At 50.0% G+C, this 16,128-nt stretch carries 14 protein-coding genes and 5 pseudogenes; 13 read left to right on the top strand and 6 right to left on the bottom strand.

Features of this window, described 5'->3' with window-relative positions:
* The first annotated feature begins 11 nt into the window (after positions 1-11).
* The 8 genes and pseudogenes from P378_RS14565 to fdhF all read left to right on the top strand — a co-directional run bounded on the left by P378_RS14565 (position 12) and on the right by fdhF (position 9,031).
* Positions 12-827, top strand: a complete 816-nt coding sequence (locus P378_RS14565; RefSeq protein WP_099083753.1) for a 4Fe-4S dicluster domain-containing protein — start codon at positions 12-14, stop codon at positions 825-827.
* A gap of 36 nt (positions 828-863) precedes the next feature.
* Positions 864-2,029, top strand: a pseudogene (nrfD, locus tag P378_RS14560) (NrfD/PsrC family molybdoenzyme membrane anchor subunit).
* Between the two features lie 24 nt (positions 2,030-2,053).
* Positions 2,054-2,749: a hypothetical protein gene (locus P378_RS24555; protein ID WP_476588334.1), complete on the top strand. Its 696-nt coding sequence runs from the start codon at positions 2,054-2,056 to the stop codon at positions 2,747-2,749.
* Complete coding sequence (locus tag P378_RS24550) at positions 2,683-2,865, top strand: hypothetical protein (RefSeq protein ID WP_476588333.1); 183 nt, start codon at positions 2,683-2,685, stop codon at positions 2,863-2,865. Before P378_RS24555 ends, P378_RS24550 begins: the two co-directional genes overlap by 67 nt.
* 36 nt (positions 2,866-2,901) lie before the next feature.
* Positions 2,902-3,705 (top strand): twin-arginine translocase subunit TatC, encoded by an 804-nt coding sequence (gene tatC, locus P378_RS14550; protein ID WP_099083752.1) that lies wholly within the window; start codon positions 2,902-2,904, stop codon positions 3,703-3,705.
* Between the two features lie 198 nt (positions 3,706-3,903).
* Positions 3,904-4,377 carry an NADH-quinone oxidoreductase subunit NuoE gene (gene nuoE, locus P378_RS14545; protein ID WP_238473268.1) on the top strand — a complete coding sequence of 158 codons (474 nt, stop codon included), beginning with the start codon at positions 3,904-3,906 and terminating at the stop codon, positions 4,375-4,377.
* A gap of 14 nt (positions 4,378-4,391) precedes the next feature.
* A pseudogene (locus tag P378_RS14540) lies at positions 4,392-6,339 on the top strand (NADH-ubiquinone oxidoreductase-F iron-sulfur binding region domain-containing protein).
* 14 nt (positions 6,340-6,353) lie between these two features.
* A pseudogene (gene fdhF / locus P378_RS14535) lies at positions 6,354-9,031 on the top strand (formate dehydrogenase subunit alpha).
* A 653-nt stretch (positions 9,032-9,684) separates the two neighbouring features.
* Here the strand turns inward: fdhF and P378_RS14530 are convergent.
* The 5 genes and pseudogenes from P378_RS14530 to P378_RS14510 form a co-directional block, all read right to left on the bottom strand.
* The gene (locus P378_RS14530; protein ID WP_099083751.1) at positions 9,685-10,023 is read right to left on the bottom strand and encodes a hypothetical protein; all 339 of its coding nucleotides are present in this window, start codon (positions 10,021-10,023) and stop codon (positions 9,685-9,687) included.
* Between the two features lie 49 nt (positions 10,024-10,072).
* The gene (locus tag P378_RS14525; RefSeq protein ID WP_238473267.1) at positions 10,073-10,237 is read right to left on the bottom strand and encodes an ATP-binding protein; all 165 of its coding nucleotides are present in this window, start codon (positions 10,235-10,237) and stop codon (positions 10,073-10,075) included.
* A gap of 16 nt (positions 10,238-10,253) precedes the next feature.
* Entirely contained in the window at positions 10,254-10,475 is a 222-nt protein-coding gene (locus P378_RS14520; protein WP_099083750.1) for a hypothetical protein, read from the bottom strand.
* A pseudogene (locus P378_RS24295) lies at positions 10,457-10,642 on the bottom strand (IS3-like element ISHahy4 family transposase); the annotation flags it as partial. The pseudogene P378_RS24295 and the gene P378_RS14520, both read right to left, overlap by 19 nt.
* 105 nt (positions 10,643-10,747) lie before the next feature.
* The gene (locus P378_RS14510; RefSeq protein ID WP_099083748.1) at positions 10,748-11,281 is read right to left on the bottom strand and encodes a helix-turn-helix domain-containing protein; all 534 of its coding nucleotides are present in this window, start codon (positions 11,279-11,281) and stop codon (positions 10,748-10,750) included.
* Positions 11,282-11,577: 296 nt separating this feature from the next.
* Here P378_RS14510 and P378_RS14505 point away from each other — a divergent pair.
* The 5 genes and pseudogenes from P378_RS14505 to P378_RS14485 form a co-directional block, all read left to right on the top strand.
* Positions 11,578-13,002: pseudogene (locus P378_RS14505) on the top strand (PocR ligand-binding domain-containing protein); the annotation flags it as partial.
* Positions 13,003-13,081: 79 nt separating this feature from the next.
* On the top strand, positions 13,082-13,309 hold the full coding sequence (locus tag P378_RS24290; protein ID WP_099083746.1) for an HD-GYP domain-containing protein: 228 nt from the start codon (positions 13,082-13,084) through the stop codon (positions 13,307-13,309).
* A gap of 89 nt (positions 13,310-13,398) precedes the next feature.
* Complete coding sequence (locus tag P378_RS14495; protein WP_099083745.1) at positions 13,399-13,863, top strand: CHASE3 domain-containing protein; 465 nt, start codon at positions 13,399-13,401, stop codon at positions 13,861-13,863.
* A gap of 14 nt (positions 13,864-13,877) precedes the next feature.
* Positions 13,878-14,375 carry a PAS domain-containing protein gene (locus P378_RS14490; protein ID WP_099083744.1) on the top strand — a complete coding sequence of 166 codons (498 nt, stop codon included), beginning with the start codon at positions 13,878-13,880 and terminating at the stop codon, positions 14,373-14,375.
* Positions 14,354-15,517: an HD-GYP domain-containing protein gene (locus tag P378_RS14485; RefSeq protein ID WP_180261122.1), complete on the top strand. Its 1,164-nt coding sequence runs from the start codon at positions 14,354-14,356 to the stop codon at positions 15,515-15,517. The genes P378_RS14490 and P378_RS14485 overlap by 22 nt, the downstream gene beginning before the upstream one ends.
* Before the next feature lie 105 nt (positions 15,518-15,622).
* On the opposite strand, the gene P378_RS24285 is transcribed toward P378_RS14485, so the two are convergent.
* Positions 15,623-16,054: a tyrosine-type recombinase/integrase gene (locus P378_RS24285; protein ID WP_420796010.1), complete on the bottom strand. Its 432-nt coding sequence runs from the start codon at positions 16,052-16,054 to the stop codon at positions 15,623-15,625.
* Between the last annotated feature and the right edge of the window lie 74 nt (positions 16,055-16,128).

The raw sequence follows: 16,128 nt of genomic DNA, 5'->3' as shown, positions 1-16,128 counted from the left end.
GGGTGTAAAAAGTGGCAAAAGGTGTATTAGTTGATATAACCAGATGTATGGGTTGCAAGGCATGCCAGGTGGCCTGCAAACAGTGGAACGACCTGCCGTCCAGCAACCCGGTGTTTAAAGACGGCCTTACCAGCCCGCCGGAGATGGACGGCTATACCTATACCACCGTCCGGATTGAAGTTGTTAAGAAAGAGAAAGACAATGACTACACAATAAGATCTGCCAAGCGCCAGTGTATGCACTGCGACCATCCGGCCTGCGCCTCGGCTTGTTTTGCCAAGGCACTGCAAAGGGATGCCAAAACCGGTGCGGTTGTTTACTATCCACACCTCTGTGTGGGCTGCCGCTACTGCATGCTGGCTTGTCCCTTTGATGTTCCGAAATACGAGTGGGATAAAGTGTTTCCGCTGGTGGCAAAGTGCCAGTTCTGCTTTGATCCCAACGGCAAGTATGACCGCCTTGGCTATGGTTTAACTCCGGCCTGTGTGGATACCTGTCCTACCGGAGCATTGAAGTTCGGCGAGCGGGATGAACTGCTCAAAGAGGCCTGGGGCCGGATCAACAGCAACCCGAACTATATCAAACACGTAATGGGTGAGAAAGAAGCCGGTGGTACCTCCTGGCTGTATATTTCCGACGTGCCCTTTGAAACCTTTGGCTTCCGTCGCAATCTGGGTACCAGACCGTTGCCGGAGTACTCCCACAACTTCCTCAAGTGGACACCGATTATCGCAGTGGGTTGGGGTACCTTATTGACGGTCCTGTACCACTATACCAAACGTCGTGAACAGATTGCCTCCGAGAGCGGCAAAGATGTTCACATGTAGGCAGCGGAAAAAAAGAGGTTATTGGGGGGAAAAATAATGTCGGCAAATAAAGGATTGCTAAAGGAAATTGCGGAATACAAGTGGAAGTTTACCATGACTCCCGCCCGCAAAGTATTACTCCTGCTGGCCGGCCTTGCCATCGTCGTGGCGGTCTACCGCCTGGCCACAGGATTGGGAACAGCAACCAACTTAAATGACAAGTGGCCCTGGGGCCTTTGGATCGGCTTCGACGTACTGACCGGTGTGGCCCTGGCCGGCGGTGGTTACGGTACGGCCATTATCGTACACGTACTGCACAGAAACCAATATCATGCCATTGCCCGTAGTGCTATGCTAACTTCAATGTTGGGTTACCTGTTAGTCATGGCCGGGCTGTTTATGGACATCGGCCAGTGGTTTAACTTCTGGCGCCCCTTTGTATCCTGGGGTCACGCTCCGTACTGTTTGAAGTGTTTTGGTGCGTGTCCTGCTACACCACCGTTCAGGTGCTGGAATTTGGTGAAATTGTAACCGAAAAGGTCGGTACCAAATACCACAACATATTTAAGAAGGCTTTGCCTGTGTTGTTAATCGTGGGTATTATTTTCCCCACCCTGCACCAGTCCTCTCTGGGTGCGCTGTACCTGATTATGGTGGATAAACTTTACCCGCTGTGGTGGTCACCTTACATCGGTTTGCTTTTCCTGATGTCTTCCTTCTTTGTAGGACCCGCCATGACCTGCATTGAAACCGCCCTAGCCGGGAAGGCCTTCAAGCATGAAGTTCCCATTCATGTTTTACGGGGACTGGTTCGGATTGCCGGGGTCTTTATGATTCTTTACCTGGCACTGAAGTTTTACGACCTGGCCAATCGTGGAGTCATTGGCCTTATGTTTAAGGGCAATCTGGAAGGCAACATGTTCTTACTGGAAATCGTCCTTGGCGTCATCATCCCGATCTTTATCGCCTTCAGCGGCATGAGCAACACCCGCAAGGGCCTCATAACGTTTGGTGTGCTGGTCAGCGGCGGGGTCATTTTCAACCGCATGAATGTTGTGTTTACCGGGATGTCTGCAGCCCTTGGCGGTTGGTACTTCCCCTCCGTTATGGAATGGGCCTTCAGTATCGGTCTGGTGGCCATCGGCTGCCTGGCGTACTGCTTTATCGCAGAAAACTTTAATATTTTAGAACATGAGGAACACCATCACAAGGCAACAGCCTAAAAGGAACTCAAAGGAGCTGCTCTAATGGAGATGAAGAACAACATGGAAAAGCTGGCGAACTTTTATTTGGAAGTAATGGAACTGGAAAATGACACAGAGGCATTAGAGTGGAAAGTGGTTTTGGATCCTCAACAACTAAAGCAGTGGGAAGAGGGGGAAGCAGCCCTAGCGCTGGTTCCACCGGAACTTCCCTGGGAAAAGGTATATGAACGTTTTTGTTCTGTGGCCCGGTTTTGCCAGAAATGGCAGGCCGGCCCACAGCCTGTTTCTGATGCTTTTTTAAAGGCCCTGGAGGAAGTGGATGAATCCCAGAGAAAGGCGTTCATCACCTCACTCTTTAAGGTGGACGGTCAACTGGTTAAGTGGGCCAAACAACTGGAGGTCCCGGTTGACCTCCTGGACTTTATTGCCCGGGTGACCTTTAAACCGTTTTTCAAAACCTACGGAGAGGCTGTTTTAGAACAAGTTCAATTAAATGATTGGATGCAGGGTCATTGTCCTGTTTGCGGCGATCAGCCACCATGGCCAAGCTGGCCGGCAAGGAGGGCTACCGCAAGCTGTACTGCGGGCGGTGTGAAACCGAATGGCGTTACAGAAGACTCGGCTGCCCCTATTGTAAGGATGAAAATGCTTCCCAGGCTTCGTTTATTACCATGGAGGACAGTAAACAATACCGTATATATCTTTGCGAACGATGCAAAAGTTATCTCAAAACCATAGATGAGCGGGTGTGCGGGGAAGTGGATCTGTTTTGTGAGGACTTAGCCACTGTTGAATTGGATCAGTTGGCCCAGGCTGAGGGATACCGGCGGGGTGACAGGAGACAGCAGGTATAACAGGGGTAACTTGCAGAGCAGAAGGGGGTATCCGTCTTGTTAGAAGATCAAGACCAGACAATGATGGAGCACCTGGAGGAACTCCGCCGGGTGCTGATCATCTCTTTGGTGGCCACCGTCATTATGGCCGGTGTATGCTGGTTTTTTAGCGACCGTATACTGGAAATCATTCTCCAGCCGGTCCTTGCCACCGGCAATAAGATGCATTATATTGGCATCATGGAAGCCCTGATGACCAAAATCAAGCTCTCCTTTTTTCTGGGCTTCCTGGCAGCCCTGCCTGTGATTCTGTGGCAATTTTGGTCCTTTATTATGCCGGCACTGCGCAAGGTGGAAAGGGTTTATTTCACCCTTTTTGTGGTAGTGTCCTACGTGTTTTTTATTGGCGGCATTTTGTTTTCTTTTTATACGGTGTTCAGCATGGGGGTAAAGTTTCTGCTTCACTTTGGCGGTGAAGAGCTTTTGCCCATGCTCACCATTGGTAATTATGTATCCTTTGCCATGATGTTTATCTTGCCCTTTGGGATTATTTTTGAACTTCCCCTGGCGGTATTCATTTTAGCCCAATTGGGGGTCATCAATTACGAGTGGATGGTGAAAAAACGGAAAATGGCCATCCTCATTTCCGTTGTGGCGGGCGCCGTTCTGGTTCCATCCCCGGATATTATTACGCCCTTGATGATGGCCGCACCCATGTACCTGCTGTTTGAGCTCAGCGTTTCCATCGTTAAAATAGTGGATTGGCTTAAAAAGCGAAGGGCCAAAAAGAAAGCAGAGGAAGAGCAAGCCGAAGAGGTTCAGGAAGAAAATAACGTTACCGGTACGGAAAGTAACGATTAAAGCTAATAACAGCCACGAAAGGTCGGTTTTTTGCCGGCCTTTTAATTTGTATTAAAAACAAGGGGGCAAACTTTGTGAAATAAGCCCTGGCTCGTCAATCTTACTCTTTTTTCGACAGGAAGGTACATTGACGATAGAACTTTGTTCATAAAAATAGTACAATAGTCACTGTGAAATGACATCGGGAGGTGTGTATCGGTGAAGGAAAGCCATTGTTTGAGCAAGGAAAACAAGCTGGCGGAATTGCTTTTACACTATAAAGATATGCCCGGAGCCTTGATTCCGGTGCTGCAGCAGGCCCAGGAAATGTTCGGCTATCTGTCGCCGGAACTTCTGCGGCAAATCTCCGCCGGTTTTAAAATACCGCTTTCCAGGACCTATGGCGTGGCCACCTTTTACTCCCAATTCCATTTAAAACCCAGGGGACGCAACATCATCAAAGTGTGCCAGGGAACTGCCTGTCATGTCAGGGGCGGCAGTAAGGTGCTGGAGGCCATAAAGAGTTACATGGGGGTAGAAACCGGGGAAACGTCCGAGGATTTGCGATTTACCTTAGAAACAGTCGCCTGCCTGGGAGCCTGTGGGCTGGCCCCTGTAATAACGGTAAACGAAGAAACCGAGGGGCAGTTAACCCCTGACAAAGCGGTAAAAAGAATCGCAGGCTGTGAATAGGGGGAAGTAAAAAAATGTTGAATTTGATGGACAACTGCTGTCCCAAGTGTGTCCATACCTCATCGGCGCCCTGTTCAGACTATATCACCTGTCGTACCCGGGGGCCTTTCTGTCACGATGATAAGGGCTGTCAGGATAAACGGCAGCATTATGTCAACAATGTCAGGGTACCCGCCGGGGGAGAATTACGACAAATCATCGTCTGCAGCGGTACAGGCTGTATATCCTCAGGCTCCGTCCAGCTGGCAGATCAGCTCAAACAGGAACTAGACTGTACAGGTCTGACTGAAAGGGTAAGGGTTAAAAGGACCGGCTGCCTGGGTTTTTGCGAAAACGGTCCCATTGTACAGGTTCAACCGGAAGACGTGGTTTATGTCAAGGTTAAACCAACTGACATTAAGGATATTGTGACCCGTCATTTAATGAACGGAGAAATCGTGGAGCGGTTGGTTTTTCATGATCCTGCCGGAACACCTTATCCCCATTTCGGCCAAATCCCCTTTTATGCCCGGCAAACTCGAGTTTTACTGGCCAACTGCGGGCACGTGGACCCCGAGCAAATTTCTGAGTATGTGGCCACTGGCGGTTACCAGGGCCTGGTTAAGGTATTGCAACAGATGTCACCGGAACAGGTCATAGAGGAGATCCAGCGGTCCGGACTCAGGGGCCGGGGTGGAGCCGGTTTTCCTACAGGCAAAAAATGGGCCTCCGCCCGCCGGGCGGCAGGAGACATCAAATATATTATCTGCAATGCCGACGAAGGGGATCCGGGGGCTTTTATAGACCGCTCGGTGCTGGAGGGAGACCCTCACGCGGTACTGGAAGGGATGCTGATTGCCGGTTATGCAGTGGGGGCAAAGGTGGGTTATATTTACTGCCGAGCGGAGTATCCCCTGGCCATCAAGAGACTTAAAACCGCCATTGAGCAAGCCAGGCAATACGGTCTGCTGGGCAGCAACATTTTAAACTCCGGTTTTGACTTCGATGTCTATTTAAAGGAGGGGGCAGGGGCCTTTGTCTGTGGTGAGGGAACCGCCCTGCAGGCTTCCATTGAAGGACTAAGGGGTATGCCCAGGGTGAAGCCTCCCTGTTCCACCGAAAAGGGACTCTGGGAGAAACCCACGGTATTGAACAACGTGGAAACCCTGGTCAACGTGCCTTTCATTATCCGACACGGTGCGGCAGAATACAGAAAAAGGGGTACCGAGAAATCCCCGGGGACCAAAATATTTGCCTTAAGCGGGGCGGTGACCAATGCCGGCCTGGTTGAGGCGCCTATGGGGCAAACCTTGAGGGAAATTATATTTGGCACCGGCGGAGGAATTCGCGACGGTCAGGCTTTAAGGCCGTTCAACTGGGGGGACACTCCGGCGGCTGTTTGACGGAACAGCACCTGGATCTCCCGGTGGACTTTGATTCCCTGTTATCGGCGGGAGCCACCATTGGTTCCGGGGGCATGGTCGTTATGGATGAGAACACCTGCATGGTGGATGTGGCCCGTTTCTTCCTTGCCTTTACCCAGGCCGAATCCTGTGGTAAATGCAGTCCCTGCCGGGAAGGCACCAAACGCATGCTGGAGATCCTGCAACGCATGTGCCAGGGCAAGGCAAGCATGAAAGATCTGGATGACCTGGAAAGCTTTGCCGGGTGGTTAAAAACACTTCCCTCTGCGGACTGGGACAGGCCTGCCCCAATCCTGTTCTGTCCACCCTGAACTATTTTCGGGATGAATATATGGCACATATTATTGAAAAACGCTGTCCTGCCGGAGTATGTTCTGCACTGGTTCATTATCGCATTGACGGCAGCCTTTGCCGGGGCTGCGGCCTGTGCCTCAAGAACTGCCCGGTTCAGGCCATTCAGGGTGAAAAGAAGCAGCCTCACACCATCAACGATCGTCTATGTATTAAATGCGGCGTCTGCCTGAACAAATGCAAGTTTAAGGCTGTTGTACGGGCCTAAGGAGGTGATAATCCGTGTCAGATATAACATTAACCATTAACGATAAGCCAGTGACTGTTCCCGGGGGAACCACCCTTTTGGCAGCTGCGGCACGGCTGGGCATCCATATCCCTACCTTTTGCCACGACCCGGAGTTGACCCGCTACGGTGGCTGCCGCATTTGTGTGGTAGAGGTGAAGGACTGGGGAAAACTGCCCGCTTCCTGTGTCACCGAGGTCCGGGAAGGCATGGAAGTTTATACCGAATCTGAAAAGGTTCTGGAAGCTAGGCGCACCATCCTGGAATTGCTGCTGGCCAATCACCCGGACGACTGTTTAACCTGCGAGAAGGCCGGAGACTGCCTGCTTCAAACATATGCCTACCGCTACGGCGTCCGCAAAGGGGCCTTTTTGGGAGCCGGCCGTACCTACCCCTTGGAAAGTGATAACCCGTTCATCGTCCGGGATATGAATAAATGCATCTTGTGCGGCAAGTGTGTACGGGTCTGCGCCGAGGTGGTGGGACGCAGTGTTATTGATTTCAGCTTCCGGGGCTTTAACGCCAAAGTTGCCACCCCCATGGACAGCGGTTTAAGAAACGCAGGCTGTGTATTCTGCGGTTCCTGTGTGGAAGTCTGCCCCGTTGGGGCACTTTCCGAAAAACAAAGGACCGGTAAAGGGCGTCCATGGGAAACAAGCTCTATACCCACCACCTGTCCCTACTGCGGTGTGGGCTGCCAGATCAACTTGCTGGTGAAAGACGGCAGGGTTCTGGGGGCGAACGCCGCAGGCAAAGGGGTTAACGGGCGCCACCTGTGTGTAAAAGGGCGGTACGGCCACGGGTTTATTCACCATCCCGAACGTCTGGTCAACCCGCTGGTGAGAAAAAACGGAGAACTGCAAGAAGCAACCTGGAAGAGGCAATGGAAGCGGTGGCCCGGCGCTTTGACCGGATCAAGCAGGACCATGGCGGCCAGGCCATCGGGATACTGGCCTCCGCCCGTATCACCAATGAGGAAAACTATTTGCTGAACAAATTAGCCAGATCGGTCCTGGGAACCAATCATATTGACCACTGTGCCCGCCTCTGACACGCCCCCACAGTCGCCGGTCTGGCGGCTGCCACGGGGAGCGGGGCCATGACCAACTCAATCGAGGAAATTGCCGGGGCTGACCTGATCCTGGCCATCGGCACCAACACCACCGAGGCCCACCCGGTCATTTCCCTGCGCATACGCAAGGCCATCCAACGGGGGGCCATGCTGGTGGTGGTGGATCCCAGGAAAACCGAACTGGCGGAATTGGCCCAAATACACCTGCAAATTAAACCGGGATCGGACATTGCTTTGCTGAACAGCCTGGCCAAGGTTATCTTAGATGAAAACCTCTGGAACAAAGAGTTTGTAGAACGCCGGTGCGAGGGTTTTGAGGAACTGGTGGAGGCTGTGCAGGCCTATACCCCGGAATATGCCGGGGAAGTGACGGGAATCCCGGCAGACACCATCCGGCAGGTGGCCCGGGCCTACGCCACTGCCGGTAAGGCCGCCCTTTTATACACCATGGGACTGACCCAGCATGTCTGCGGCACCGACAACGTCCTGGCGGCTGCCAACCTGGTCATGCTCTGCGGTCAGATCGGAAGAGAATCCACAGGCATCAATCCCCTGCGGGGGCAAAACAATGTCCAGGGCGCCTGCGACATGGGGGCACTGCCCCAGTTTCTGACCGGCTACCAGCTGGTGGCGGACGAGGCCTGCCGGCAGAAATTCAGTGAAGCCTGGGGCGGACCCCTCCCTGATCAACCGGGATACACCGTCGGGGAAATGCTGCAAGCCGCCTTGGAAGGCAGCATTAAGGGCATGTATATCGTGGGGGAAAACCCGCTCATCTCCGACGCCGATGCCAATCATGTGGAAAAGGCCTTAAACAACCTGGACTTCCTGGTGGTGCAGGATATCTTCCTTACGGAAACAGCCAAATTGGCAGACGTGGTGCTGCCTGCGGCCAGCTTTGCCGAAAAGGACGGCACCTTCACCAACACCGAGCGCAGGGTGCAGCGGGTGCGGCAGGCCGTCCAACCGATGGGTAACAGCAAAGCCGACTGGCAAATCATTTGTGCCCTGTCCCAGGCCCTCGGCACGCCTATGAGCTACCAGAAACCGGAGGAAATTTTCAATGAAATGGCTGCCCTGACCCCCTCCTATGCCGGGATTCGTTATGACCGATTGGAAAAGGAGGGCATCCAGTGGCCCTGCCCGCAATCAGACCACCCGGGCACCCAATTCCTGCATAAGGGACAGTTCGTCCGGGGCAAAGGGAAGTTCCATGCCGCAGGGTATCTTCCGCCCGACGAATTACCGGACCAGCGATACCCGCTGGTATTAAACACCGGCCGGCGGCTGTTCCATTACCATACCGGCAGCATGACATTGCGTACCGATTTAGTGGAAGTTTGCCCTGTGGAGCAACTGGAAATGAATATCTATGATGCAGAAGGGCTTAACCTCTGCCAGGGGGACCAAGTAAAGGTCGTTTCGAGGCGAGGAGAAGTTAGAGTAACCGTCAATCTCTCGGATACTGTGCCCGAGGGCATGGTGTTTGCCTCTTTCCATTTCCCGGAGGTTGCTGTTAATAAACTGACAAACAGTGCCCGCTGCCCTAAATCAAAGATTCCAGAATATAAAGTATGTGCGGTGAGGGTTGAAAAAATTTAGAGTATCAAACGACTAAGAATATACTTTCCCAAAGAGAGGCTAATGGGACCTGTCCGCCAAAAATTTTTTGTAATTGCTGAAGTCTATTGGAAAAGCACTAAATAGACTATAGATGTTATTTCAAATAAAAAGTAGAAAGCCGTAATCCCTATGAAAAAGGATTACGGCTTTAGTTTTGGTGAAAAATTTTTCAAAGTCGAGATGCTTTGATATTTTATTTCCCTATTCGACATACTTTCCGCTTTTTTGACCTAATGATTTGATAAAATGGGTTTAGTTTAAGAATTTTTTTTATAAATTTCGATAGAGGTTCTTTCCGAACCTATTATTTATACACAATATTTATTTTTAAAAATAATCCTTATATGTAACCATGGAAAATAGACAATTGTTTCATCAGTTAAGTCAAATGGTCTATGAGCATAAATGCTATTACACGATAAGCTTTGGACTTAGTGAACTATTTAAAAGAAAAGGTTCCTTTGCAAATGAATGATGACAGAGAAGTTTTAAACTACGGCGACCTTTTAACCGAGACACAAGGACAGGAGCTCAACGTAAAATTAAAAGGTTATTGGGAGAGCCCCCAGGAACGAATTATCCTAATTTAATAAAAGCCCCACCTGAAATTAAACAGAGGTGGGGCCCCTTTATTAAGGGGGTGAGTGGAATATTGCCACCTTTAAAAAGCCATCCGGATCAGGAACTAAAGGACCATTTGTTAGGTGCGTGGCAGTTGGCCAGACAACTTTGGGGAGACAGACAGATATTACCTTCTCGAATAATTGCTTGAATTTTTGGCATGCCGGATAATCGTCAAACACCTCGTAAATATCGCTGTGAATGTTTTCATATGGCTTGTGCTTAAGTGGAGGGATAAGGGCATTTACCTCCTGCCTCAGTTCAAGTACCATAGCCTCAAGATTTTTGGTGTAACCCAGAAGAGCTCCGATGAGCTCATAGGCTTCCAGCTCCTTGATAGATGCCAGCATGCGTCGTCATATATCGGTTCGTCAGTAACAATAACTCTATTCATAATTTTCAGCCCCTTTTTCCGTTTAATATCGTCTGTTCCAATCGATAGGAATCCTTGACATTCATATGGAGCATATGCGAGCGGAAGGTAACCCTGTCAATCAAGGCGGCGACCATAATTTCATTTTCAAAAAGGTCGGTCCAGCTTGAAAACTCCAGATTGGCTGTCAAAATAATGCTGGCTCTCTCAGAACGCTCCGATATCATTGGGTGTCTTGAATGGTATCCTCTCGTGCTCAATATTCAGCTCTACACAGGTCCCTTCAAAAAGGTTGCTGATGAACTGCGGGCCGTTATCGGACCTGATTACCGGAAATTCTTCCGATTCGTACAGCTGGCGCTTTAAAAGGATAAAGAAGAACATGTTTTCGCCGGTGATATAGCCATATTTTACATCTGTACTTCCCATAACTGGTTGGGACCTGTAATGACCCGGTTACATGCCAACCTCCTGGGGTGCTTGGTTTTGACCTTTCGCTGCGGCCGTAGCACCTGCAGTTCTTTACAAAGGCGAAATACTTTCTTCTTGTTAATGATCAGGTTGAATTTTTTCCGCAAGCAGTAGGTCAGTTTTAAATAGCCATAAGCGTATTAAATACTATTTGCATAGCAATTACCACTTCATTCCAAAATCATTGTAGCTTTTTAGATTGCTGGAATAAAGTGATATTTTTTATCACATTAAAAAAGCACCCCGGGCTTTCTCAGATTATTCAATGTGAGAAAACTACGGGTGCTTTGGGAGAAATATAGTAATAATTTACACTTTAACCAGGCAGATGTTTTCCCTTTGCCGGGCTCGCCATTTTTCCTGCATTGTATACACTTCTTCTTAATGGCACATAAAACTATTTGCCAGTGTTCGGTCAAAAGCTCCTTTTCCTCTTCATTCAGGTCGGGTACGTAGAGGAGGAGGTCGAGTATTCTGGGGTCCTCCAGGATGTTGCGCAGGCGATCGTCCTTTCCCGGTACCGTCAAATAATAACCCTGTATTTCCCCGACGGCCGCCATCCTCGGGTAATCCGTCCTCCCCACCAGATAATCAATGGAGGTTCCAAAATAATCCGCAATTCGTCTAAGCATGTCTGTGTCAGGCTTGCGTGTTTCGCTTTCGTATTGTGAAATTGTTGCTTTTCCGACTCCCAGCATTTTTCCAAGCTCTTTTTGAGTAATATCACGGTTGGTCCGCAACAAACGCAGACGCTTTCCCACCATTAATTATCACTCCTGGCTACCATTCCATAAAAATTTGTCACTACTTATAAGTATAAGTTATTTTTATGCTATATTATATTGGTGATTTCCTTTTATCGTATGACTTGCCAGAGACCTTTTAATTATTTATTTAATAACTTGATGATTTAGATACTTTATTTCTACAAGCCTAATTATATCACAATTTGTGAACCAGCGCTATGGCTCCCCGGAACGTTAACAAAATGCAATTTTTTCATTGACTGTTAACGCTATGCAAACTACAATAATGTCAGTAGAGCTTAGATCCGGGGATAATGGATGGTGACAATATGCGGGAAAAGCTCCAGGCCGCGAGAAGATCAATGGGCTACACCCAGAAGCAAATGGCGAAAATGCTCGGCTACAAGTCGAAAAGCCAGTATAGCATGATCGAAAATGGTCAACGCGGCGTTTCGGTAGAACATGCGATTAAGATAGCCAGCATACTCCAAAAACCCGTGGAGGAGCTTTTTAATGCCGCCGCAGTTCACAATTTGTTAACCACCAGTAGCGCCGGTCTGCAAAGGGCCGCCACCGGACAGGCCAGCAATCCGTCCAGTAACCAGGGAAAGAGGCCTGCGGCGATGGCCCCCGCAGAACCGGGCCAAAGACTCCGGACCTCACCGGCGGAAGCTTTTGCGTCACTTAAAGGTGGGCACCAGGAACCTGCCGGAGCCACCGCCGGACCGGAAAGGAAGCCGGACAGACTGGAAAATAATCACGTGGAATGGCAAAAAATAAGGCTCGCCGATTTCCTGGACCTGACGGTGCTGCAGCAGGTCATCGACCACCTGGCGAAAAGCCTCGGGCTGGCGTACTTGATCACCGACGCGACGGGGGATCCCGTGACCGGGATCAGTAACCCCAGCCGCTTTTGCAACCTAATCAACCTCAATACCGAGGGACAAAGGCGGTGCACCATTACCCGGGTCCGGAACACGCTGTCGGTTCTGGGGACATCACAGCATAAGCACTGCTCATGCCATACCGGACTGGTGCATATCGCCGTACCCATTACCGTGCACGGACTGCCGGTGGGAGCGCTCCTGGGCGGGAACATCGCCATCGCGCCGCCGCAAAAAGAAGATGTCCGCCGCCTGGCCGGGGAACTGGGGCTGGACCCAGACGAACTGTGGACTGCCGCCGCAGAAGTACCCGTCTGGTCCCGGGAGCAACTGAACGAAACAATAAGGTTATTTTCATCCGTATCAAATATAATCTCACAACTATTTTACGATCGCTACCAACTTCAACAAATAATCGCCATGAACAGGCGGATTGCCTCATCCCTCGACATTGAAACGATAAGCCGGCAGACGGTAAATGCCGTAGCGGAGATACTTCGGACCAGATACTGCATCCTGAGGCTCCTGGACGAAGAAAGGCAGGAACTGGTGATCAGGGCCGCCCAGGGCCTGCCGGAAGATATTTGTACCATGGCCACCGCCGTACCGGTGGCAGACACAGTAATTGAGCGCCTGCTGCAGGGCGGGGAACCGCTGGCCGTGCCGGACATCCGCGAGAACCACGAGTTTCGCCGTTTTATTTACCTCGATGAAGACACGCGGGCGGCCCTGGTGGTGCCGCTGACCGTGCACGGCAGGACAATCGGAACACTGGCGGCCTATTTGAGCAAGCCACATATATTTACCCAGTGGGAAATAGAGATCGTCTCCACCATCGCCAGGCAGGCGGCCAGAGCCGTCGAAAACGCCTGGCTCGACGAAAACCTGCGGGGATACTACCTGACCACCATCCGCGCCATAGCCGCGGCCGTGGATGCAAAGGACATATACACCAGGGGCCAATTCCCTACAGAGTGTAATTGCAGCGGTGCGCCATCATCACGAAAATTTCGGCGGAGGCGGCTATCCCGACGGGCTCAAAGGGGGCGAGATCTGCCTGGGTGCCCGGATTATCCGCGTAGCAGACGCCTTTGACGCCATGACCTCGGACAGGTCCTACCGGCTGAATCTGCCGGCAGAAAAGGCGGTAGCGGAGCTGTGAAGGAATGCAGGCATCCAATTCGACCATAAAGTGGTGCATGTGTTTTTAGAAGTGCTGCAGTTTACTAAAATTAATCAGCGGAGGTTGTCATGTCTTTTTTAAAGAACACATACATCCTTCAATTCTTCGGCATACTGGTGATTGTCCTGTTTTTCTCCAGTGTTGTCATATATCAGGTATTAAAAATTAACCGGGGTTTGGAGCGGATGCCGCCACAATTTGAAAAAGTGATTTTCATTGCCGATCTGAAACGGGATATCATGCTCCAGTCCTCCAGCATGAGAGATTATATTATATACGGGGATGAGCGGTTTTTAAAAGATTTCAGGGAACTCGCTGCAAAAAATTCAGAAAAGGAGCAGGAGTTGATAAATGTTATCAGGGAACAACGCAGGCCGCTGGCGATGGAAATAAAGAACTTGAACGACCGCTATACGGCACTGTGTGAAAACGAACTGGTTCCGCTGGTGAAAAAGGACCTCTCTGTCCAGGCGATGAATGTGACCAGCCGGGGGGAGATCCTGGAAGTATATGATTCGTTAATTAAAAAATAGAAGAAATACAGGAAATGCGGCAGAACGACACCTGTATAGCCATCCAGAGTACCCTGGACGAATGCCGGAGCGCCGCCTTATCGTCAATTTTGTTCATGGGGCTGGCACTTGTTTCCGGCTTTATCTTAAGCATTTATTACGGCAATAAAATTATACGGGAAAATACGTTGTTCAGGCTGATCCTGTTGACCACCAGGAATGCCGTGGTAACCACAGACTCCAGGGGGGTGATCACCTATTTCAACCGGGTGGCGGAGAACCTGTTCGATATTCCCAGGAGGGAAGTCCTGGGCAAACACTTCGACTCCGTTTTTACGGGAAAAAAAGAAAAGGGTCAGATCCCCCTTGCCTTTTCCCTGGAAAGTTACATGCACTCACAGATTTGTGCCTGTTCCAATGAGGGGTGTTATACCAACGGCGAGGGCCGGCATTATGTTCTGAGTATTGACTGCCTGCCTTTGAGTCCGGCGGGAGCCGGCCACAGGGCTACTTGTTTGTTGCAAGGGACGTGACTGAAAGCAAGGTGATGGAAGAGGAGTTGAAAGGAATGGCCCAGCGGGACAGTCTGACCCGCCTCTACAACCATTCCTATTTAAAACAGAGGCTGGGGGCCGAGTTGGAAAAGGCAAGAAATAACAATTCCAGTCTTTCTTTCATGTTGCTGGACTTCGACAACTTCAAGTATTATAACGACACCTTCGGCCACCCGGCCGGGGATGAGCTTTTAAAGGTTTTCGGCAGGATGCTGGAAGCAAAACTGAGGCAAAACGACATCATCGGGCGTTACGGGGGAGACGAGTTCGGTATTATCTTAACCGATACCGATGAGGAAAAAGCTCTGGAAATCGGTGAAAGGATCAGGAAGGCAACTTTAGAGCTCGCTTTTCCCAACAAAGAATACATGCCGGTAAAGGCCTTGACCATATCCGTGGGTATCGCCAGCTTCCCCAAAGACGGGAGTGATGCTGCCGAACTGATCAGGACGGCGGATGAGGCTTTATACAATGCCAAGCGCAACCGGAAAAATAAAGTGAAGCTTTATTTCTCGGCCTTTAAAGGGCTGGAAAAGGAGCTGGGTTCGGAATCAAGCATTCTTGCTACGGTCAGGACCCTCATTTCCATTATCAACGCCAAGGACCGGTACACTTACGGGCACTCGGAAAAGGTGATGGAGTACAGCGAGATGATCGCCGGTAAAATGGGCATAAAGGGACAGGACTTGCTGGATCTGAAGCTGGCGGCTTTACTGCACGATATTGGAAAGATAGATATCGACCCCGAAGTCCTGAACAAAAAGGACCCCTTGACCCGGGAAGAGTGGGAATTAATGAAGGAACACCCCGAAAGGGGAGCCAGGCTGTTGATGGAATGCAAGATCTTGAAACAGGCCGGTGTTATAACTTTATATCATCATGAGCGTTATGACGGAAAGGGCTATCCCCATGGCCTGGCCGGGGAAGATATCCCTCTTGGTTCCAGGATCATAGCCGTGGCGGACAGTTTTGACGCAATGACTACTAAAAGAAGCTATAAGAAGGCCAAAGATATGAATGAGGCTATCCTCGAGCTAAAAAAGGGAGCCGGCGAACAGTTCGATCCAAAGATAGTTGAGATTTTTATACAGATTTTAGATTTTTATGCGGATTTTAATTGAGAATATGTTTGTCCACTTCAGCCAGAAACCAGGCAGTCATTTTGTATAAGTACACTTGCCCCAATTGTGGCAGATCATGCTGGTCTTCATCCGAGCCGGAACTACTCAATGAGCAGGCCTGCTGCCCGTACTATGAATCAAGCCGGGACGGTTCTGACTTGAATTTGTTTTTGGGGATAATCCGAAGACTAAAAAAGGAACCCCTGAATTCAAGGAATAATCTATTGAATTTTTGACTGAGTCAGTAACATTTACTCCTCTTTTGATTAAGTAGGCATAAGTCTTGGTTATAGTTTCGATAGTATCCCCAATTAGATCTGCAACGCAGGCTAATGAGAACCCCTCTTCAAGAAGAATACTAACCACCGTATGTCTTAAATCGTGAACGCGCATATGAGGCAGCCCTGCCTTTTTAAGAATCCTATTCAACGAATTCCTTACTGCGTTTGCTCGGAGAGGCCTTTGATTCTCATTAAAAATTAACACGTCATTTAGCTTTATGGGTGATATCTTTGACCTTTCTTGAGCTCTTTTCATTGTCTTAAGAGTCACAATGACCTCTGCATCAGGTTCGATGGTGCGAAGACTGTTCATAGTTTTGGGTTCGTCTT

The sequence above is a fragment of the Desulforamulus profundi genome (genome assembly GCF_002607855.1).
This window is presented reverse-complemented; position numbering and strand designations above follow the sequence as displayed.